A 21,072-nucleotide genomic window follows, 5' to 3' on the forward strand; every position below is an offset into this window, starting at 1 on the left:
GACCGATTACATTCAACCTTGAATTACGTCAGTCCAATGCAGTTTGAAAGAAATTGGCTAGCCAGTCAGTCCCGGCAGGCAGCATAATGTGCCCGGCTAAGGGATACGTTAGTTAGGGGCAAGCTCAGAGTCTCCCGGCCGTCGGTTTCACAAACCCTTGTCGCCGCAAGTAATAGGAAGTAATAGGAAATGAAAGAGTTTGTGCAGTAAGTAAAAGTTTAGGCGAATGCTGGTGAAATTACATCACTTTTAATGAGGCTGTCGCGGGTTCGAAGCCCGTCACGAAATCTCGGTTTCGTGTAGCTCAGTTGGTAGAGCACCTGTGGGTGACCACATAAATTTCACCGAATATTGTCGCCACCCCAAAATGGCAGCTTGTAAAGTAAGAGAAGCAAAGCAACGGTTAATTGTCGTTTAGCTGTTGCAGTAAAAAAGTTTAGGCGAATGCTGATGAAACTACATCGCTACGAACGAAGAGGTCGTGGGTTCGATTCCCGCCATGGCGTAATCTGGCGCCGTGTAGCTCAGTGGTAGAGCGCTTGTTTCATCACCCCCTTGTCGCCACCAAAGATTTAATAATAAAGAGAAAAATATGAAGCACGAAGATTATGATGTAATGCAGTACAAAGATGGTCGTCCTATCAAAATGTGGACCAAAGGTGTTCCTGTTGAAGAAGAAGCCAAGCAGCAATTGGCGAATACCTCCCGTTTGCCTTTCATCTACAAACATATTGCCGTGATGCCAGACGTGCATCTGGGTAAAGGTTCCACTATCGGTAGCGTGATACCTACCCTGGGTGCGGTGATCCCGGCGGCTGTAGGTGTGGATATCGGTTGCGGGATGATGGCCGCCAAGACCACCCTGTTCGCCCATGATCTGCCAGATAAACTGGGCCCTTTGCGCACTGCCATAGAAAAAGCCATACCACATGGTATGTCGCCTAAGACCCGTAGCTTCAAAGGCCGTGATAAGGGTTCATGGGAATCGCCACCAAGCGCTGTGGATAATGCCTGGGCAGAATTGAAAGATGGTTTTGATGAAATCTGTTTGAAAACCCCGCGTTTGAGAAACACCAATAACTATCGTCACCTGGGGACTTTGGGTAGCGGTAATCACTTTGTTGAAGTGTGCCTGGATGAAGCCAATGCCGTATGGTTCATGTTGCATTCTGGTTCACGTGGTGTAGGTAATGCGATTGGTAGCCATTTCATTGAACTGGCCAAGCAGGATATGCGTACCCATTTCATTAACTTGCCTGATCAGGATCTGGCTTATTTGCCAGAAGGTAACCAGCATTACAAGGACTACATTGAGGCAGTAGGTTGGGCGCAGAAATTTGCGCGTATGAACCGTGAAGTGATGATGTTGAACTTGATTGCTGCTGTGCGTACCGTGATCAGCAAACCGTTTGAGACGCATGTAGAAGCGGTAAACTGCCACCATAACTATGTGCAGAAAGAGCATCACTTTGGTAAAGATGTATTGGTTACCCGTAAAGGTGCAGTATCTGCACGTGCTGGTGAATTGGGGATTATCCCTGGTTCCATGGGAGCGAAAAGCTTCATCGTGCGTGGTAAAGGAAATGAAGAAAGCTTCAATAGCTGCAGCCACGGCGCAGGCCGTACCATGAGCCGTACCGCAGCCAAGAAACTATATACCGTTGCCGATCAGATCGCCGCAACCGAGGGTGTGGAATGCCGTAAAGATGCCAACGTGATTGATGAAATCCCTATGGCATATAAAGACATCGACGCCGTGATGCTTGCCCAAAGCGCTTTGGTCGATGTGGTGCATGTATTGAAGCAGGTTGTGTGCGTTAAGGGTTGATTTTTAAATTCAAGACCTCTCAACACAGAGGTCTTGAACTTCCCTTTGACTAGAATTGAAAATAAAAATAATGAATAAGAAAATGATAGAGCTGGATGGCTCTCTGGGTGAGGGGGGTGGGCAGATATTGCGTACGTCTTTGAGTCTGTCCATGATTACCGGGCAACCGTTTCGCATCATCAATATCCGCGCCGGTCGTGCCAAGCCGGGTTTGCTGCGCCAGCATCTGGTGGCAGTGCAATCAGCTGCGGCTGTCAGCGGTGCGCAGGTGACCGGCGCAGAACTCGGTTCAACCACGCTGGAATTCATTCCATCGGGTATCTATGGCGGTACTTACCAGTTCGCCATTGGCAGTGCCGGTAGTTGCACCCTGGTGTTGCAGACCTTGATACCCGCTTTGCTGTATGCCGATAAACCATCGACCATCAAAATCACTGGTGGTACACATAATGACATGGCACCACCTGCACAATTCTTGCAAAAGGCTTATGGCCGGGTATTGCAGCAAATGGGTGCAGATGTCAGCTTTGAATTGAAGCGTTATGGTTTTGTGCCTGCAGGTGGTGGCGAAATCATCGCCCAGGTACAGCCATGCAAGCAGTTGAAACAACTGGACTTGCTGGAACGTGGCGAAAGAATCAAAGGCTACGCCGAAAGCTTTGTTGCTGGTGTACCTGTCGATGTCGCCAAACGTGAGCTGGAATGCGTAGGTGCAGGCATGGGCTGGACTGCTGATCAGTTGCTGGTGCGCGGTCTCAGCAATGACCAGGGGCCAGGCAATGTACTGCTGATTACGCTGGAACATGAACAGATCACTGAAGTGTTTTGTGGTTTTGGTGAAAAAGCCGTCAAGGCAGAAAATGTCGCCAAGCGTACCGTGCAGGAATTGCGTGAGTATGTCGCATCGGGCGCTGCCTTGGGTGAGCATCTTGCAGACCAGGTTATGTTGCCCTTTGCACTGGCCGGTGGTGGCAGTTTTACGTGCAGTGTTGTATCGCAACATGCCAAAACCAATGCGGACGTGATTGCCAGGTTTTTGCCTGTCAGCACAGAATTCAAACCACAGGATAAAAGCTTTATCTGCACGATGAAGCACAATTAAAAAAGGAGAGCGAGATGAAACTTGCAGAAGCCTTGTTATTGCGAGGCGATTTACAGAAAAAGCTGGCATCCATGCGTGAACGCATAGTGCGTAATGGCTTGGTACAGGAAGGCAATACGCCGCAGGAAGATCCTGAAGCCTTATTGCTGGAAGCCTATGCCGTGACCACAGAACCGGAAAAACTGGTACTGGCGATTAATGCAGCGAACATGGGCAACAAACTGCCAGATGGCCGTAGCCTGACAGCCGCCATCGCCGAGCGTGATAGCTTGATACAACGCTATGCCTTGTTGCAGGCTGCCATAGGATCGACGCATAAAGAACCTGATCGCTATAGCGCGCGTGAAATTAAATGGGTGTCTGTATTCGATGTGAAGAAATTGCAGAAGCAGTCAGAAGACCTGGCCAAGAAATTGCGCGAATTGAATGCGAAGATTCAGGAAAGTAACTGGCAGGTAGTGTTGTAGCTGAGGTTGTAAAGTTTTCGGAACATAGGGTGAGCTTGGAACCCCGGCCCGATGACAGGGGGTGGAAAATATACTGGGATCGCTAACCGAGCGCGATGGGCAGCGCCAACAAATGACAACTCAGCCCATCATATCGCACTGTTGAAATTGCATACTGCAAACTTAACCACCACACGCTGGCTATGTTCCATTTTATTTTTTATATTTACGATGCCTTGAATCGAGCGTCAAAAATACTTGTACGTATATTTCTCTCAACATGAAAATAACTGTCGAACCAAAATCTGAATCGTATTCAGGAAAAGTGTTCACTGGCGTTAGTGAGTTATCGCTCGGCGCTACTGGTCTTCGTATTGTTGTTGCTGCTACTGATGAGACTAGTAAGAGGCGTACCTTGATAGAAATTCATTTTGAGGAGGCAAGAGGTTTTCGAGTTCTTGACGAAGGCGATCTTATTCCTTATTGGCAAAGTAAAGTATTTGAGCCCGGATACTGCCTGTTTGAAATCAAGTCTGGTGGTTGGCTAGAACAAGAACGGCAATTTCCAGGGATGTTGGCAATTACAGAAGCGGTAGGCGATTTCAGGGAATGGTTTATTTGCACTGAATACAATTGCGTTAATGTTCTAGCTGTGAATCTACCATTGATCAGAGAATTTGCTTGATGCGATGCACGTCTGATACTTATCCCTAATCCCTGATAGCCAAGCTTTTGCTGAACTGAGTGTCAATTTTTTTTGAATTCTATTGACACAGTAATTTAATCTCGTGCAGAATCGAGTCTCTTCGATATGCAGCAATTTAGAAATCCGCCGCAATTCGATTTTTCAGATTTTTTCATTAACACCCAATTCAAGAAAGGAACGGCCATGCCACGGAATACGGCTAACAAGAACAATAAACACTTTTAGCCCCGTGCACGACGCTCGGGGTTAAGGCAAATCGCCAACCCGAGCCGGTCGTTTTTTTGAAAACCCCGGTGAGGAAACTCGTCGGGGTTTTTTACTTTTCAAAACGCTGATTTTTTGTTGGAACGCCAGAACTTGCATTGCCTTGCGCGGTGCGAGCAGTGATGGTGTTCGCTCAAAAAAATACGCAGGCTTATTGACGAAGAAAAGCAGCCAGATATGTCTCATATCAGCAGCAGGATTTGCTGACTCGGTGTGAACAACTGGCTGAGAAAACACCGGCATCACAAGAAGGAAAATTGTATGCCTATAGCTAAGAGTTTGCACAAGGCCAGAGTGCCTGTGCATATATTTACCGACGATGTTGATCACACTGCGATACAGCAGTTGCTCAATATCGCTAATTTAAACATCGTCCATCCTCACGTAGCCGCCATGCCTGATGTGCATGCAGGTGTGGGTGCTACGGTAGGTAGTGTGATACCTACCCGCTCAGCCATCATCCCTGGTGCTGTGGGTGTGGACATAGGTTGTGGCATGAATGCCGTGCGCACGACTTTGACTGCCAGCCAGTTGCCTGACAATCTGGCTAAGCTGCGCAGTGCCCTGGAAGCCGAGATACCTGTCGGTTTTCGCCAGCATGCGTGGAACCGGATGCGCGGGTCTGCCCTGGTCAGGGTCGGCAAGCCTCTGAACGACAGGCTGGACAAGATCGTTGCCAAGCACAAGAGCATCATGCGCATGCTGCCCAAGTTTTATCAGACCTGGATATGCCAGTTGGGTACCCTGGGTGGTGGCAATCACTTCATTGAAGTGTGTATCGATGAGGAACAGCGCGTCTGGATCATGTTGCATTCCGGTTCACGCGGCGTGGGCAGTGTCATAGGCAAGCACTTTATCTGGGCCGCCAGAAAAGAAATGTGGCGGCACCAGATACATTTGCCGGACAAGGACTTGTCTTATTTTACTGAAGGCTCGGAATTGTTTGATGACTATGTCGAAGCGGTGCAGTGGGCGCAGGACTATGCGCTGGCTAATCGTAGCGAAATGATGCGCAGGGCACTGGCTGTACTGGAAAAAGAAGTGACCAGCTTCAGGCTTGATGGTGAAGCAATCAATTGCCATCACAATTATGTGTCGCAAGAAACCCATGGTAATGAAAACCTCTTCATTACCCGCAAGGGAGCAATTTCTGCCCGCATGGGTGAAATGGGGATTATTCCTGGCAGTATGGGGGCACGTAGTTATATCGTCAGGGGCAAGGGTAATCCTGAATCATTCTGCTCCTGCTCGCATGGGGCGGGGCGCAGGATGAGCCGGGGTGAGGCGAGGGAGACGTATGATGCTGATGATCTCGCAGCCCAGACTCAGGGTATAGAATGTCGCAAGGACAAGGGCGTCGTCGATGAAATTCCGGCAGCGTATAAGGACATCGATGCAGTCATGGCGCATCAGCATGATCTGGTTGAAGTTGTGCATACCTTGCGCCAGGTCGTTTGTATAAAAGGATAGAGGCTAAGAGATGAAAATCACGGTCAAATTACCCAAACCGCGTAACCCGTTGGCAGTGCTGGTCAAACAGCGCAATGCCGGTGTCCATGGCGCACTCAATCCCAAGCGCACTGAACGCCGGCAAGAGAAGCAGCGTTTGCAGCAACTCAAGGGCGGGCGATTGAAGGACGAAGAGTAAGCACTTTAGTTGTTTTAACTGGTTTGATTTATTTAAATCAGGGCGCTCATTTGGCAACAAATGGGCGCTTTTTTTATTTCTCTGGCTTGAAATACTTTGCTGCCAGCAGCGAGTGCTGGATAGAATTGCTGCATTAAAATAAAAACTGCGCCTGGTCGCAGACGGGGGATACGTCATGATGCGGCAAAACCGGCTACAAGCCATAGACCTTTTGCGTGGCCTGGTCATCGTGCTGATGGCACTTGATCATACCCGCGACTTTTTTGCGGTTACTCCCTTTGACCCGCTGGATTTGGAAAGAGGTTCTGCGGGCTGGTTCTGGACGCGCTGGATTACGCATTTATGCGCGCCCATCTTTGTGACCTTGGCAGGCATGTCGGCCTTCTTGCGGGCGCAGCAGCGTGATAAAAAAGATATGACGCGCTATCTGCTAAGCCGTGGTGCCTTGCTGGTTTTGCTGGAATGCACCTGGGTCAGCTTCAGTTGGCAATTTGATTTCAATGTGTTCATCTTGCAGGTAATCTGGGCGATAGGCGTGGGGATGATGGCGCTGAGTTTGCTGATCTGGTTGCCACGCTGGGCGATTGCCCTGGTTGCTGCGGTATTGATATTGCCGCATAACCTGCTCGACGGCATGCATGCCAAAGGCAGCCACGTTTTGTTCATGGCCTGGCACCAGGGTGGCTTTTATCCCCTGACTGATAAACTGGGTATCGTCTTTGCCTACCCGCTCATGCCCTGGATAGGTTTAATGGCTGCCGGTTATGCGTTGGGACCGGTGATGTCGTGGGAGGCTGACAAGCGCCAGCGTTTCCTGTTCGCAGCGGCGGCAATGCTGTTAGTGAGTTTCTTGATCTTGCGCAGTGGTAATTATTATGGCGACCCTGACTTCTGGTCTGCACAAGGCAAGGGCTGGTTTTATGACTTCATGTCTTTCATGAAGGTACATAAATATCCACCTTCCCTGCTTTACCTGTGCATCACCCTTAGCATTGGCCTGGGCACCTTGGCCTTGATGGATAAATACGTGCAAAAACCTTTGCCACTGTTGATGTTGTTTGGCAAGACACCCATGTTTTTTTATCTGGTGCACATCGCACTCATCCATGCGCTGGGCTGGATTTATATGCAGCTACGATATGGGCAGATAGTGGATTTTCGCAAGCCTGAGGCGACACCGGAATATGAAGCATCGCTGCTGGTCTGTTATCTGGCGTGGTTGTTTGCCTTGGCCCTTATGTGGGGGCTGACCAAATTATGGTTGGCGCGCAAATCGAGGGTAGAACCTAAGTCGAGCCTTATCTAAGGGGTCACTTTTTGTTCACGAGTCGCTGTATGCAACATGAGTCCAAGTAGGCTGATAAAGGCAAAAATGGCACCGGCATAAAAGGTAAAAGCAGATCCAAATTCCTGCCACAGCAAACCTGCGACAACACTGGCCAGCAGCAGGCTGACACCACTGGCCAGATTGAAAAAACCAAAAGCAGTGCCGCGTAAATCAGCCGGGGCACTGGCGGCCACCATGCTGGACAATAAGCCCTGGGTCATGCCCATGTGTATGCCCCATAAGGCGATACCTGTTGCCAGCCCATACCAGTGCTGGCTATAGCCGAGTACTACATCCGACGCCACCAGCACCAGCAAGCCCCAGGCCAGCAATTGAGGGTGAGACACCCGGTCAGACAGTTTGCCAAAAGGATAGGCTGTTGCCGCATACACCAGGTTCATGGCGACCATGATGAGGGGTACATAAGCCACGGGTATCTGCATTTGCTGGGCGCGCAGTATCAAAAACGCTTCGCTGAAGCGGGCCAGGGTAAATATGCTGCCCAGTGCCACCACCCACCAGTAAGCAGCGCCCATACGTCGCAGATTGTGCATGCTGACGGGGTTGCCTGGTCTCTGTGCAATTTTGTTGTCCGGTTCTTTTACGCCGACGAAAAGCAAGGCCATTGCAGCCAGTCCGGGAATGACGGCCAGCCAGAATATGCGCCGGTAGTCATTCATCCATAGCAGCATCAGTGCAGTCGCCAGCAAGGGGCCGACCACGGCACCTATGGTATCGAGCGATTGTCGCAAACCGAAAGCCGCACCGCGTATTTCTGCCGGGGTGATGTCGGTGATCAGGGCGTCACGCGGTGCGCCGCGTATGCCTTTACCTATCCTGTCCATCATGCGGGCTGTCAGCAGCATGCCCATGCCCTGGGCAATGGCAAACAGGGGTTTTGTAAAGGCACTCATACCATAGCCAAACACGGCCAGGGCCTTGCGCTTACCCAGGCGGTCACTCAGTGCACCTGAAAACACCTTGACGATAAGAGTGGTTGATTCGGCGATGCCATCGATCAGGCCAACGGCAAACACGCTGATGCCCAGCGTGCCGACCATGAACATGGGTAGCAGGCTATGTATCATTTCAGAGGAAATGTCCATGAGCATGCTGACAAAGCCGAGTACCCAGATACTTTTAGGCAGTGAAGGTTTGCTCATGTAGGCAGCTTCCCGTAGAGGTAATAATGGGAGTGTGCCTTAATTTGTGGATAGTGGGAATGCTGTCTTGATTGTTGCAGCGCAAACCGGCTTCGGGAAAGCCGAAGCCGGTTTAATGAAGCTCAAGCCTTATTTACCTGCATCCTGTGCTGCCTTGCGCAGGGTTTCCAGCGTTGCACCTGGCGTGATCAGGTTGCCGTCATAACGCAGTTCTATCAGGGCTGGCAGATTATGCTGGAGGCTGTGTGCCAATGCTCTTTCCAGTGCGGGGGCAAATTCTGCCGTAGTGTTGACAACTTCACCACTGCCACCAAAGGCGCGGGCCAGTGCAGCAAAATCAGGATTGTGTAATTCTGTGCCAGAGACGCGCGCCGGGAATTCTCTTTCCTGATGCATGCGTATCGTGCCATACATGCCATTATTGAAGACGATGATGACCACGCCTGCCTTGTATTGCACCGCAGTTGCCAGTTCCTGGCCATTCATCAGGTATTCACCATCGCCGGCAAAGGTGATGACAGTGCGTTGCGGGTCTATGATCTTGGCAGCAATGCCAGACGGTACGCTATAGCCCATGGCACCAGAGGTCGGCGCCAGTTGCGTGCGCATGCCACCGTAAGGGAAGTAGCGGTGTGCCCAGGTCGCGTAATTGCCTGCGCCATTGGTGATGATAGTGTCTTTGGGAGCCAGGCGTTTGATGTCCTGCACTACTTGCCATAGGTTCAGTGGAGCGTTTTCTTTGGCAAAAATCGCTGGTTCGGTTTGCCAGGCCAGCAAGTCGGCCTTTGCTTCGTTGACTGTTGCCTTCCATTTGGTGGCGGCATCCAGGCCTTCCATCTCGGCCAGTGCTTCGGCAATTTCCTTCATGCCGCTATTGATCATCAGGTCAGCCTGATAGACGCGGCCCAGTTCCAGTGCGTCGCTGTGGATGTGTACCAATTTTTGTTTTGGCACGGGTGCTTCCAGCACGCTATAACTACTGGTGGTCATTTCACCCAGGCGCGGGCCTATCGCGATGATCAGGTCGGCATCTTTGAGTCTTTGCGCCAGCTTGGGGTTGATGCCTATGCCCACATCGCCTATATAGTTCGGATGGGCATTGTCCATCAAGTCCTGGAAGCGGAAGGCGCAAGCCACCGGCAGGTGGTTACTGGTGGCGAATTCGCTGATGTGCTGGCAGGCTGCCTGGTCCCAGCCGCTGCCACCCAGCAACAGCACAGGGCGTTGCGATACAGTTAGCATATTACGTAGTTGCGCCAGTTGCTGTGGTGAGGCGGATGCCTGCACTGGTGTGTAATGGCGGGTATCGGCGACTTCCGCCACCTGGGCCAGCATGTCTTCTGGCAATGCCAGCACGACCGGGCCGGGGCGGCCACTGGTGGCGACCTGGAAGGCGCGGGCGATGTACTCAGGCACACGGTCAGCGCGGTCTATCTGGGCTACCCATTTCGCCATTTGTCCAAACATGCGGCGGTAATCTATCTCCTGGAAAGCTTCACGCTCGACAAAATCATTGCCTACCTGGCCTATGAACAAGATCATCGGTGTTGAATCCTGGTAAGCCGTATGTACACCGATGGAGGCGTTGGTCGCACCCGGCCCGCGGGTGACAAAGCAAATACCGGGTTTGCCGGTCATCTTGCCATAGGCGTCCGCCATGAAGGCCGCGCCGCCTTCCTGGCGGTTGATAATGAAGCGAATGGGGCTGTCATGCAGGGCGTCCAGTACCGGCAAATAACTTTCGCCAGGTACACCAAAGATGGTATCGACACCGTGGACTTGCAGGGCATCCACAATCAACTGGCCGCCAGAACGTGATTTCAGCATGATAGACAATGATAAAAAGTAAAAGCAGTACGCTACCAGAAAGCCTGCTTAATTTGCATCGTATTTGAGCCTTGTGCACGGAATTATCATTGAGCGGGGTGAGATAAGGTAGAATAGCGGCCGAAGCAGGCCAGACAATCGCTGGTTGCCTTGAGCAATCGAGGTGACGGGAGGAAGGTCCGGACTCCATAGAGCAGGGTGACGGCTAACGGCCGTACGTTGAAAGCCAGGGCGCAAGTTTTGGTATAAGACGAGGAATAGGGCCACAGAGACGAGCGTATTAAGTTACGGTGAAACGCGGTAACCTCCACCCGGAGCAATTTCAAATAGGCACGCGTTGATGTGGCTCGCGGAGCGTGCGGGTAGAAAGCTTGAGCGGCGGAGCAATCCGTCGCCTAGAGGAATGATTGTCATAGCAGATGGTAGCAATGCCTATGCCGTAACAAAATCCGGCCTATCGGCCTGCTTCAATTTATTGTTTATCTTGTATTTCCCAGCGGGCAGGTATCTCGCCACCGCACAACACGCCGCAGTCTGTTCAAGATTGTCGCCATCAAGCATCATTCCTTGCAAGCAAGTCCTTGTTCTCAAAATAGCAGTGGTACACTGGTGCAATAAGTTCTACTAGTTCTACTGACGCTGTATCTACAAAATTGCAAAACGCATGGAGACTGGCGGTCTAAAGAAAGAACGCGATGTGCCCATACTGGCATTCGCCATTTGCATCTGCCTGATTGCCGTCGCAATCATGGGGCAGAGCTGGTGGTCTATAGCCCAGGATAAGGCGCTGACCATCAATGCTGCACAGGAACATAATTTCCTTGCAGTGCGCATGCTTGAAGAGCATGTCAGCGAAGTCATGCGGGGTGCTGTTAGAGTGACGACGGTCGCCAGTGAAGAAATCCTCTCAGAAACCAGGGTATCGATAAACGAATCCCGGCAGCTACAGCAGATCCTGGCCATGCAGAGGCAGGAATCTGAATCCATCCATGCACTTTCCGTATTTGATGCACAGGGAATATGGCTGGCGTCCAGCCAGATGGGGGCTGCTGCACCGGAAAAAGTCGAAGAGCAGCGCCATATAAAATTTTTGCTTGAGCATCCCGAAGAGAGCAAGGTAGTACTGGGCGACGCTTATCAGTTGCCGCAGAGCGGTCAGTGGATTCTGCCTCTTATTAAGAACTTCTTTGACAAGAGCGGCAAGCGCGCCGGTTTGATACAGGCTGACATTCAGTTGCGCTATCTCTATGATTTTTATGAACGCATCGCCCTGGGCAGTGGTGCCAGCATTGTTCTCTACGATGAGTCTGGCAGAAAACTGGCCGCCGCCGGACTCAAAGACCGTGATTACTCCAGGCCGGCGCTGAAGAATTTTATCCGCGACAAGTCGTCAGAAGGCGCCTTGCGGGATGTTGATGAAGAAGGCAAGGCCTGGCTCATCAGTTATAGAAAGATCAGCGATCTTCCTTTGATACTGGTGTATGCGCGCGAAAGCAGCGTCATCCTGACTGACTGGAATGCCAGAGTTACACAAAAGATCATGGTAACAGCGGTGACGGCGGGTTTCATTTTTCTGCTGGCATTGCTGCTGCTGTGGCAGATACGCCATTTGCGCGACTCCAGAAACCGTCTGGAGGCTAGTGAGAGCCGTTATCGGTTGATTTATCAGGGCGCACAGGATGCCATCCTGCTCATCAGCCGTGACTATATCTATGTTGATTGCAATCCGGCTGCCGTTGCCTTCTTTGGCGTCAATACCGAGGAAGAGGTCATAGGGCGCAAGGTTGGCAGTTTTTCACCCAGCGTCCAGTCCGTTGCCGGGTATGCGACTCAGGATAAGGATGTGCTGGTCGCCACTCTGATAGACCAGGCTTTTAAAGGCGAGCCGCAGCGCTTTGAGTGGGTGACCGTCAGGAATGATCAGATACAGCACACAGAAATTTCCTTGAGCCGGGTTGAAGTTGATGGCGAAATGCTCTTGTTTTGCGTGGAGCGCGATATCAATGCGCGCAAATACAGCGAGTTATTGATCGCCGGACAAAACCGCCTGCTGAAACTCATTGGCGGCGAAGAAGAGCTGACGTCGATACTCGAAGCAGTCAGCCAGTTTGTTGAAAAACTCTGTCCTCACTGGCGTTGCGGCATACAATTGCTGTCTGACGACAGACGTAGCTTTGCCCATGCGACCGGCAGCCGGTTTCCTGAAGTATTGCTGGCACAGATACCTGGCATGACACTAAGCCATGGCAGCGGTATCTGGTCTGAAAGCGTATTGACCAGCGAAGCTGTCTGGCTGCGTGAGTTTTTGCAGGCACCTGCCATGCAGTTCGTCAATGCTGTGGAAACCCTGGTTGAATTTTCTTCTTGTGCTGCCTGGCCCATCTTTGGCAAGAATGGTCAGCTGCTCGGCAGTTTCAGCCTGTTCTCATATAGCCGTGAACCCCTGAGTGAAAAAGACCTGGGCCTGGTGAGGGTGACAGTGGATATTGCCGGTATTGCCATAGAAGGCCGCCGTTCAGAAAAGAAAATCATGCAGCTCGCCCATTATGATGAGCTGACGGGTTTGCCTAACCGCTTCCTGTACAATCAGCACTTGGCCCGTTCACTGGCGATTGCCGAGCGTAACCGCAGCCAACTGGCAGTCTTATTCCTTGACCTGGACCGTTTTAAAAACATCAATGACACTTTTGGTCATGATGAAGGTGACAATGTATTGCGTACCATCGCGCACAGCTTCCGGCAATGCCTGCGTGAATCCGACATCATTGCCCGCATAGGCGGGGATGAATTCATTCTCCTGATCGATCAGTTCAGCGAGGCGCGTGACCTTGGTGATGTGGCTGACAAGCTCTTGTATGCTGCTGCCCAGCCTTTCGAGATAGATGGGCAGGAATGCCAGCTCAGCGCCAGCATAGGCATAGCGACCTTCCCAACTGACGGCAGGGATGCCCAGACCCTGCTCAAAAATGCCGACATTGCCATGTACAAGGCAAAAAACAAGGGCAAGGACAATTACCAGTTCTATGCCTCAGAAATGAATACCCATACCGTGGAGAGGCTGGCCTTTGAGGCGCGCTTGCGCAAGGCGCTGGAAAGGCGTGAGTTTGTCGTCTATTACCAGCCCAAGCTCGATGTTAAGACCGAGCGCATCGTCGGTGCCGAAGCACTGGTGCGCTGGAACCATCCAGAGCGTGGAGTATTGTCTCCCGTCGAGTTCATCAGCCTGGCGGAAGAGGCTGGCCTGATCTCCCGTCTTGGCATGCTGGTACTGGATATTGCCTGCCGCGATATTTTAAGTTTCCGCAACGTAGATAAGGATTTTGGCCGGGTAGCCATCAACCTGTCTGGCGCACAGTTCAACGATGCCCACATGCTGGAAGAAGTCAAAAGCGTGGTCGATTTCTGGCGCGTGCCTTCCAACTCCATTGAGTTTGAAATTACAGAAAGCATGGTCATGCATAACCGTGAGCAGGCCATCCTGCTCATGGATGGCCTCAAGGACGCCGGTTTTACATTGTCCATAGACGATTTTGGCACGGGTTACTCGTCCCTTGCTTACCTCAAACGCTTCCCGGTTGATAGCGTCAAGGTCGATCGCTCCTTCATCAAGGACATCCCTGATGACCCGAACGACACCGCCATCGTGCTGGCCATCGTCGCCATGGCCCATACCCTGGGCATCAAGGTCATCGCCGAGGGCGTAGATTCAGCCATACAGCTGGAAACCTTGCGTGACTGCAAATGTGATGAATTCCAGGGTTTCTATTTCAGCAAGGCCGTGCCGGACAAGGAATTTTTGCAATTATTGCAGCGTCAAAGAAGGGAAACTTAATAGCTATATATCGTCATGCCACCAACCCCGCATGCAGGGCAGAATTAACTCACTAATTCACCTGCTTTTTGCTTGAAAACCTGCCCATGCAGGGTAGTTTTCAGAGATAATCTGCCCCCTTGTATATCTTCCCCGGTTCATCAACGTTTATAAATTGTCACTTCAGCGGCTAAAAAGCGGCGATCTCCTCTTTCCTGCAGGCATTTTCCTTTAGTCTTCCATCCCAAAACGCAACAGTCAGGGATAAACACATGGTTATATGTAAGGCGCTACTTTCACTATGCAGTGTAAGTACCTAATTTATCAGGATAAATTGTAAAGACTCGTCTGGGCTTCACCTCAACTGTTGACGCTAAGTCATTGACTTCATTAGAAATTTTCCCAATTTACCCCTCAAATCCGCTTGACCACGCTCATGTCATCCTCTAAAGTGGGCAATAGTGTGAAAAAGTGTAATTTTGTGGCATAGAATTCCTAATTTCGCTTACATTCCATGCGTGGCCAGACATACAGATTTTCAGGAAAAAGGTAGATAGCGTGTTTCAGGGGGCGTCCTCACTCAATCTCGATGCAAAAGGCAGGATGTCTATCCCCGCCCGGCACCGTGACGCGCTCAATGTTCAATGCGAAGGCCGGATTACCCTGACCCGTCACCCGGATGGTTGTCTCCTGCTCTTCCCGCGTCCTACCTGGGAATCTCACCGTGAACAAATCGCTGCCTGGCCCATACAAGCACGCGACTGGAAACGTATTTTTCTTGGCAATGCCTTTGATGTCGATATGGATGGTGCTGGCCGCATCCTGGTTGCTCCTGAGCTGCGTAGTGCCGTAGGCATGCAGCGCGATGTCATGCTGCTCGGCATGGGCAGCCATTTTGAGATCTGGGATGCTGCCAAGCTGGCAGAAAACGAAGCGAAAGCCATTGCTGGCGGCGCTCCTGATGTATTAAACAATTTTTCTTTCTGATCGCGGGCAATGAGTATTCAGCAAGCGGCAGATTTTACGCACCAGACAGTGCTGTTGCATGAGGCTGTAGATGCGCTCGGCATCGCAGGCGAACGTACCAGTGGGATTTATGTCGATGGCACCTTTGGCCGAGGCGGGCATAGCCGCCTGCTCTTGTCGCAACTGGGCAGCAATGGCCGCCTGATTGCTTTTGACAAAGATACCCAGGCGATTGCCAGTGCAAAAGAAATTCAGGACCCACGTTTCCATATCGTGCATGACAGTTTTGCAGCCATTGCTGAAGCCTTGCCGGAGCTTGGCGTCAGCAAGGTCGATGGCATTCTGATGGACTTGGGCATCTCATCGCCGCAAGTAGATGATGCCAGCCGGGGTTTCAGCTTCAGGTCAGATGGTCCGCTTGACATGCGTATGGATACCACACGTGGCATTTCCGCAGCCGAATGGCTGGCGACTGCCGAAGAGCAACAAATTACGGAGGTTATAAAAAATTATGGGGAAGAACGGTTTGCTTTTCAGATTGCAAAGGCGATTGTTGCTCGCAGGAAGACAGACGCCATTCGTGGAACACGACAGCTCGCAGAAATCGTCGCACACGCCGTCAAAACTCGCGAGAAGGGTAAAGACCCGGCAACTCGCACCTTTCAGGCTATACGGATTTTCATCAATAAGGAGCTTGAAGATCTCGAAATAGGCCTGGCTGCAGCGTATGAGGCATTGGCGCCGTATGGCCGCATGTCGGTGATCAGTTTTCACTCCCTCGAAGACCGTATCGTGAAGCAGTTTTTTGCTTCCAAGGTCAAGGTAGAGCAGCCTGACCGTCGCCTGCCCATACGCCATATCGATTTGCCAAAACCGCAAATGCGCCTGTTGAACCGTATCAAGCCTTCCGAAGCTGAGGTCAGCGCCAATCCACGTGCGCGTTCGGCAATTTTGCGGGTGGCGGAGCGTTTGCCTGAGGGGGATGCATGAGCACCCGCCTCAATATTGTGCTGGCAGCGGCCTTGATTGCCTGCGCCTTGTCGCTGATTAACTCCCAGTACCAGGCACGCCGGCTGTTTATCGAGCTGGAGCGCGAACAAAGTTTAAGCAAGCAATATGAATTGCAATGGACGCAACTGAAACTTGATCAATCCACTTTTGGCAAACACGCCCGCATAGAAACAACTGCGGTCCGTGAGTTGGATATGGTGGCGGTCACACCTGAACGCACGCAGTACCTTAAAGCAGTGGAGGCAAAATGAGCAGACCAGCAAGTACAGCACGTACCGCCGCTGCACGCGGCGTCGCTTTTTCTTCCAGTCCTGTGCTGGATGTGAAGCTCCCTGCCTGGCGCTCACGTTTTGTGCTATTCCTGTTGTTCGCTGCTTTTATTGCACTGGTGGCCAAAGCCCTGTATCTGCAAGGGTTTACCAATGATTTCCTGAAGCAGCAAGGTGCCAATCGCTACGCCCGCACACTGGAACTACCGGCGACCCGCGGCAAAATCACTGACCGCAACGGGCAAGTACTGGCTTCGTCCGTACCTGTCAAAGCCATCTGGGCTATTCCTGATGATGTGCTGGAAGCTCCTAAAGAAAAAATACAGCAACTGGCCAAATTGCTCGACATGACTGAAGCAGAATTGCGCAAGAAGCTCGATTCTGACCGTCAGTTTGTTTATCTGAAGCGCCAGGTCGAGCCTGCCATCTCAGACAAGATAGTGGCTCTGGCCATACCCGGCATAGAAACCCGCAAAGAATACAAACGCTTTTATCCAGAAGGCGAAGTCATGGCCCATGTGGTTGGCTTCACCAATGTTGAGGATATAGGACAAGAAGGTATAGAGCTGGCATCGGAAAAGAACCTGGCGGGCAAGACCGGGAGTCGCCGTGTCATCAAAGACAGACTGGGCCATATCGTTGAAGACATACAAGCCGTGCGCGAACCGCATGATGGCAAGGATTTGACGCTGTCCATCGACAGCAAGATTCAATACATTGCGTTTACGCATTTGAAAGAAGCACTGGAAAAACACAAGGCCAAGGCCGGCGGTGCGGTAGTGCTTGATGTACAAACCGGCGAAGTGCTGGCACTGGTGAACTTGCCTACTTACAACCCGAATGATCGTTCTGCGCTGACTGGTGCGCAATTACGCAACCGTGTCATGACCGATACTTTTGAGCCAGGTTCGACCATGAAGCCTGTGACCGTCGCCCTGGCGCTGGAAACTGGCCGGGTCACGCCAGATACCGTATTTCAGACGGCACCTGGTGTCATGGCTATCGGCCCTGCACTGATACACGATGCGCATAAACAGGGCTCTCTCACAGTTGCGCAAGTCATACAAAAATCTTCGAATATAGGCACGGCGAAAATGGCCTTGCAAATGCGGCCGCAAGAGATGTGGGAAATGTTCACTACCCTGGGCTTTGGCCAGCAACCCAAATTCGGTTTCCCAGGTGCAGTTGCCGGGCGTTTGCGTAATTACAAAAACTGGCGTCCTATTGAGCAAGCCACCATGAGCTATGGCCATGGTATTTCGGTATCGCTGATACAGATGGCACGTTCCTATATGATTTTTGCCAGGGATGGCGACATGATCCCGCTGACTTTCCAAAAGTCGGATGAAATGCCGCATGGTTCACGCGTGATTTCTGAAAAAACGTCAAAACAAGTACGCCAGATGATGGAAACGGTGACCGAGCCTGGTGGTACTGCTCCACAAGCGCGTATTGCTGGTTACCGTGTCGCAGGCAAAACAGGTACTGCCCACAAGCTTGAGGGTGGCCGTTACGTGAATAAATATCTGCTTGATTTCATTGGTTTTGCGCCCGTTTCAAATCCGCGTGTGATTGTTGCGGTAATGGTAGATGAACCAACTGCTGGCGGGCACTTTGCGGGCCCTGTCGCCGCACCGGTGTTTGCAGCGATTATGTCGAATGTCTTGCGTTCACTGAATGTGCAGCCAGACTCTTCCGTCACCAGCATTATTCCTGAAGAAGGTGTGCAGGAAAGCATGTAATGACACAGAAAAATACAATGATAATAGCAATACTGGACTGGCTGAAGCAGCATGCGCCAAATGCGCAACTGCATTCAGATTCCCGCTCCATACAATCAGGAGATGTCTTCTTCGCCTTGCGCACCCATCTTACTGATGGACGTGCGCATATTGCCCATGCAATTGCCAATGGCGCAGTTGCAGTGGTGTATGAAGCAAATGAATTTAGCTGGGATGATGCTCTCAATGCTTCCAATGCACTCAAAGTCCCGCATCTGTCGGTAGATAACTTGCAGGACGTAGCTGGTCATGTCGCCCATGCCTGGTATGGCCAGCCAGATAATGGCTGGTTCAATGTCGCTGTCACTGGCACCAATGGCAAGACTTCATGTACACAATGGATAGCCAAAGCGCTTTCACTGAGCGGTACACCTGCGGCTGTTATCGGCACCTTGGGTATTGGTCAATACCGCAATGGCATGCTGGGGCCACTGGCAGAAACTGGTTACACCACACCTGACGCCATAAGTTTGCAGCAAAAACTTGCAGACTTGCAGCGCGATGGTGCGCAGGCACTTGCTATAGAAGCTTCTTCCATAGGCCTTGACCAGGGTCGTTTGAACGGCCTGCATTTTGATGTCGCCGTGCTGACCAATCTGACGCGTGATCATCTTGATTATCATGGTGATATGCAAGGCTATGCCGCTGCAAAAACAAAGCTGTTTGACTGGCAAGGCCTGGGTAGCGCTGTCATCAACCTGGATGATGCTTATGGCCTGGAACTGGTCAAGCATCTGCAAGCCAATCAGCCGGGTACCAAACTGCTCGGCTATAGCCTGGAAAAAGAACTCGCGCCAGGCATAGATGCCCTGGTCGCCAGCAATCTGAAAACCAGCCATGCAGGCACGAGCTTCCATCTTGAATCTCCGTTTGGTGCAGCACAGGTCAAGACCCAGCTCATCGGCAAATTCAATGTCAGCAATATCCTGGCGGTACTCGCCGTGTTGCTGAGCAAGGGCATCGCCCTGAACAAGGCCGTGGGCATCATAGAAAAACTGACACCTGTTCCTGGCCGCATGCAATTGCTGGGCACGGCTGGGCATGTCATGGTCGTCATTGATTATGCGCACACGCCGGATGCACTCGAAAAAACCCTGGAAGCCTTGCAGCAGGTTGCGCAAGAAAGAGCCGGGGCTTTGTGGTGTGTGTTTGGTTGCGGCGGTGACCGTGATCCGGGCAAGCGGCCGCAGATGGGCAAGATTGCTGAGCTGGCGCAACATGTTGTCGTCACCAGTGACAATCCGCGCAGTGAAAATCCATCGCAGATCATAGAAGACATCCTCAAAGGCATGACCGGTACGCCGCAAGTCATCGAAGACCGCGCCAATGCGATTCTGTATGCGATCAAGCATGCAGATCATCATGATGTGGTTTTGCTGGCGGGCAAAGGACATGAAACTTATCAGGACATCAATGGCAAGAAATGGCCATTCTCCGATGAAGAGCATGCCGCACTCTCACTTGCTACTGTCGCAACCAGCGGTAATACGAAGAGGGGAAGCTGATGGAATTCACTCTTCAGGAATTACAGGCTGCCATGCCTGCGGCGAAACTGACTGGTGATGCCGGTGTCGTCACCCGCATCACCGGCCTGACTACTGACAGCCGCAAAGTTGGCGCTGGCGATTTGTTCGTCGCCTTGCGTGGTGAAAACTTTGATGCCCATGATTTTTTGCCGCAAGTTGCGGCTGCCGGCGCAGCAGCAGTGATTGCCGAACGTCTGCCAACAGATTTCGGTCTGCCAGCCTTGCAGGTAGCAGACAGCAAACTCGCCCTGGTAAAAGTAGGGCGCTTCTGGCGTCAAAAATTTGAGCTGCCCGTCATTGGCGTGACAGGCAGCAACGGCAAGACTACCGTCAAGGAAATGATTTCTTCTATCCTGGCGGCAGCCTTTGGTGCAGATGGCCGTCTGGCGACTGCAGGTAATTTGAATAATGAAATTGGCGTGCCCCTGACCATCATGCAATTGCATGCGGGGCATAAGGCAGCCGTCATAGAAATGGGCATGAACCATCCTGGTGAAATCGTCTTGCTCGCATCTGCCGCCATGCCCACCGTGGCACTGGTCAACAATGCCCAGCGCGAACACCAGGAATTCATGCAAAACGTAGAAGCAGTAGCGCGGGAAAACGGTGTGGCGATACAGTGCCTGCCAGATGATGGCGTGGCCGTATTTCCTGCCAATGATACTTATACGAGCTTATGGCAATCCTTTGCGTCTGAACGCGGTCAACGTAAAACCCTGACTTTTGGTTTGACAGTAGATGCTGATGTGCACGCCACTTATCTGCCCAGCGTGTTTGGCAGCGACCTGCAAATCAACCTGGCTGACCAGATATTGTCAGTACGCCTGAATGCAGCTGGCCAACACAATGTCTTGAATGCGCTTGCCGCAGCGGCTTGCTGCCATGCGGCTGGCGTCAGCAAAGAAGCCATCGTTGCTGGTCTCGAAAATTTCTCACCAGTCAATGGCCGCCTGCAACGCAAGCAAGCACATTGCGGTGCAACCGTGATTGATGACAGCTATAACGCCAACCCTGATTCTGTACGTGCTGCGATCGATGTGCTGGCACAAATCGGTGGTGACACTGCGCTGGTACTCGGTGATATGGGCGAGGTTGGTGAAAACGGCGCGCAATTCCATCATGAAATTGGTGAGTATGCGCAGCAGCGTGGCATCAAAAAACTGTTCTTGCTGGGTGAACTGGTTGCCCATGCAGCACAGGGCTATGGTGCGGGTGCCCAGCATTTTGCCAGCGTAGAAAACCTGTGCCAGAACCTTGATGCGCAAACTGAGGCTGACACGATAGTGCTGGTCAAGGGCTCCCGTTTCATGAAAATGGAAAGAGTCGTCGCCTATTTGCTGGCAGCAGACGATAAAGAAAAAAATACATTACAACAAAAAATAATAGGGAATCACTAG

15 protein-coding genes, 1 other RNA gene and 1 pseudogene are annotated in these 21,072 nt (G+C 51.6%); 15 read left to right on the forward strand and 2 right to left on the reverse strand.

Annotated features, from left to right (window positions below; genetic code table 11):
• The first annotated feature begins 592 nt into the window (after nucleotides 1-592).
• The 7 genes and pseudogenes from ACO0LN_RS16485 to ACO0LN_RS16515 form a co-directional block, all read left to right on the forward strand.
• A complete protein-coding gene (locus ACO0LN_RS16485) occupies nucleotides 593-1,828 on the forward strand; it encodes an RtcB family protein (protein WP_422975637.1) in 1,236 nt (411 codons plus the stop codon).
• Nucleotides 1,829-1,898: 70 nt separating this feature from the next.
• A complete protein-coding gene (gene rtcA / locus ACO0LN_RS16490) occupies nucleotides 1,899-2,930 on the forward strand; it encodes an RNA 3'-terminal phosphate cyclase (RefSeq protein ID WP_422975639.1) in 1,032 nt (343 codons plus the stop codon).
• A gap of 14 nt (nucleotides 2,931-2,944) precedes the next feature.
• The gene (locus ACO0LN_RS16495; RefSeq protein WP_422975641.1) at nucleotides 2,945-3,397 is read left to right on the forward strand and encodes a DIP1984 family protein; all 453 of its coding nucleotides are present in this window, start codon (nucleotides 2,945-2,947) and stop codon (nucleotides 3,395-3,397) included.
• A 259-nt stretch (nucleotides 3,398-3,656) separates the two neighbouring features.
• Nucleotides 3,657-4,061, forward strand: coding sequence for a hypothetical protein (locus ACO0LN_RS16500; RefSeq protein ID WP_422975643.1), 405 nt, complete (start codon nucleotides 3,657-3,659; stop codon nucleotides 4,059-4,061).
• 546 nt (nucleotides 4,062-4,607) lie between these two features.
• The gene (locus ACO0LN_RS16505) at nucleotides 4,608-5,816 is read left to right on the forward strand and encodes an RtcB family protein (RefSeq protein ID WP_422975645.1); all 1,209 of its coding nucleotides are present in this window, start codon (nucleotides 4,608-4,610) and stop codon (nucleotides 5,814-5,816) included.
• Between the two features lie 10 nt (nucleotides 5,817-5,826).
• Nucleotides 5,827-5,994, forward strand: coding sequence for a hypothetical protein (locus ACO0LN_RS16510; protein ID WP_422949585.1), 168 nt, complete (start codon nucleotides 5,827-5,829; stop codon nucleotides 5,992-5,994).
• A gap of 235 nt (nucleotides 5,995-6,229) precedes the next feature.
• A pseudogene (locus ACO0LN_RS16515) lies at nucleotides 6,230-6,748 on the forward strand (DUF1624 domain-containing protein); the annotation flags it as partial.
• Between the two features lie 548 nt (nucleotides 6,749-7,296).
• On the opposite strand, the gene ACO0LN_RS16520 reads toward ACO0LN_RS16515, so the two are convergent.
• Together ACO0LN_RS16520 and ACO0LN_RS16525 are read right to left on the reverse strand one after the other, a co-directional pair.
• The gene (locus tag ACO0LN_RS16520; protein ID WP_422975647.1) at nucleotides 7,297-8,484 is read right to left on the reverse strand and encodes an MFS transporter; all 1,188 of its coding nucleotides are present in this window, start codon (nucleotides 8,482-8,484) and stop codon (nucleotides 7,297-7,299) included.
• Nucleotides 8,485-8,613: 129 nt separating this feature from the next.
• The gene (locus ACO0LN_RS16525; protein WP_422975649.1) at nucleotides 8,614-10,311 is read right to left on the reverse strand and encodes a thiamine pyrophosphate-binding protein; all 1,698 of its coding nucleotides are present in this window, start codon (nucleotides 10,309-10,311) and stop codon (nucleotides 8,614-8,616) included.
• 122 nt (nucleotides 10,312-10,433) lie between these two features.
• Here ACO0LN_RS16525 and rnpB point away from each other — a divergent pair.
• The 8 genes from rnpB (at nucleotide 10,434) to ACO0LN_RS16565 (ending at nucleotide 21,072) form a co-directional block, all read left to right on the forward strand.
• An RNA gene (rnpB, locus tag ACO0LN_RS16530) (RNase P RNA component class A) lies at nucleotides 10,434-10,784 on the forward strand.
• 191 nt (nucleotides 10,785-10,975) lie between these two features.
• A complete protein-coding gene (locus ACO0LN_RS16535) occupies nucleotides 10,976-14,143 on the forward strand; it encodes a bifunctional diguanylate cyclase/phosphodiesterase (protein ID WP_422975651.1) in 3,168 nt (1,055 codons plus the stop codon).
• Between the two features lie 537 nt (nucleotides 14,144-14,680).
• A complete protein-coding gene (mraZ, locus tag ACO0LN_RS16540; RefSeq protein ID WP_162039857.1) occupies nucleotides 14,681-15,109 on the forward strand; it encodes a division/cell wall cluster transcriptional repressor MraZ in 429 nt (142 codons plus the stop codon).
• Between the two features lie 9 nt (nucleotides 15,110-15,118).
• Nucleotides 15,119-16,078, forward strand: a complete 960-nt coding sequence (gene rsmH / locus ACO0LN_RS16545) for a 16S rRNA (cytosine(1402)-N(4))-methyltransferase RsmH (RefSeq protein ID WP_422975653.1) — start codon at nucleotides 15,119-15,121, stop codon at nucleotides 16,076-16,078.
• The gene (gene ftsL, locus ACO0LN_RS16550; RefSeq protein WP_422975655.1) at nucleotides 16,075-16,350 is read left to right on the forward strand and encodes a cell division protein FtsL; all 276 of its coding nucleotides are present in this window, start codon (nucleotides 16,075-16,077) and stop codon (nucleotides 16,348-16,350) included. The genes rsmH and ftsL overlap by 4 nt, the downstream gene beginning before the upstream one ends.
• On the forward strand, nucleotides 16,347-18,110 hold the full coding sequence (locus ACO0LN_RS16555) for a peptidoglycan D,D-transpeptidase FtsI family protein (RefSeq protein WP_422975657.1): 1,764 nt from the start codon (nucleotides 16,347-16,349) through the stop codon (nucleotides 18,108-18,110). Before ftsL ends, ACO0LN_RS16555 begins: the two co-directional genes overlap by 4 nt.
• A 17-nt stretch (nucleotides 18,111-18,127) precedes the next feature.
• Entirely contained in the window at nucleotides 18,128-19,654 is a 1,527-nt protein-coding gene (locus ACO0LN_RS16560) for a UDP-N-acetylmuramoyl-L-alanyl-D-glutamate--2,6-diaminopimelate ligase (protein WP_422975659.1), read from the forward strand.
• Nucleotides 19,654-21,072, forward strand: coding sequence for a UDP-N-acetylmuramoyl-tripeptide--D-alanyl-D-alanine ligase (locus ACO0LN_RS16565; RefSeq protein WP_422975661.1), 1,419 nt, complete (start codon nucleotides 19,654-19,656; stop codon nucleotides 21,070-21,072). The genes ACO0LN_RS16560 and ACO0LN_RS16565 overlap by 1 nt, the downstream gene beginning before the upstream one ends.

This window comes from Undibacterium sp. TC9W, from assembly GCF_049339865.1.
In the GTDB taxonomy this organism is placed as follows: Bacteria; Pseudomonadota; Gammaproteobacteria; order Burkholderiales; family Burkholderiaceae_D; genus Undibacterium.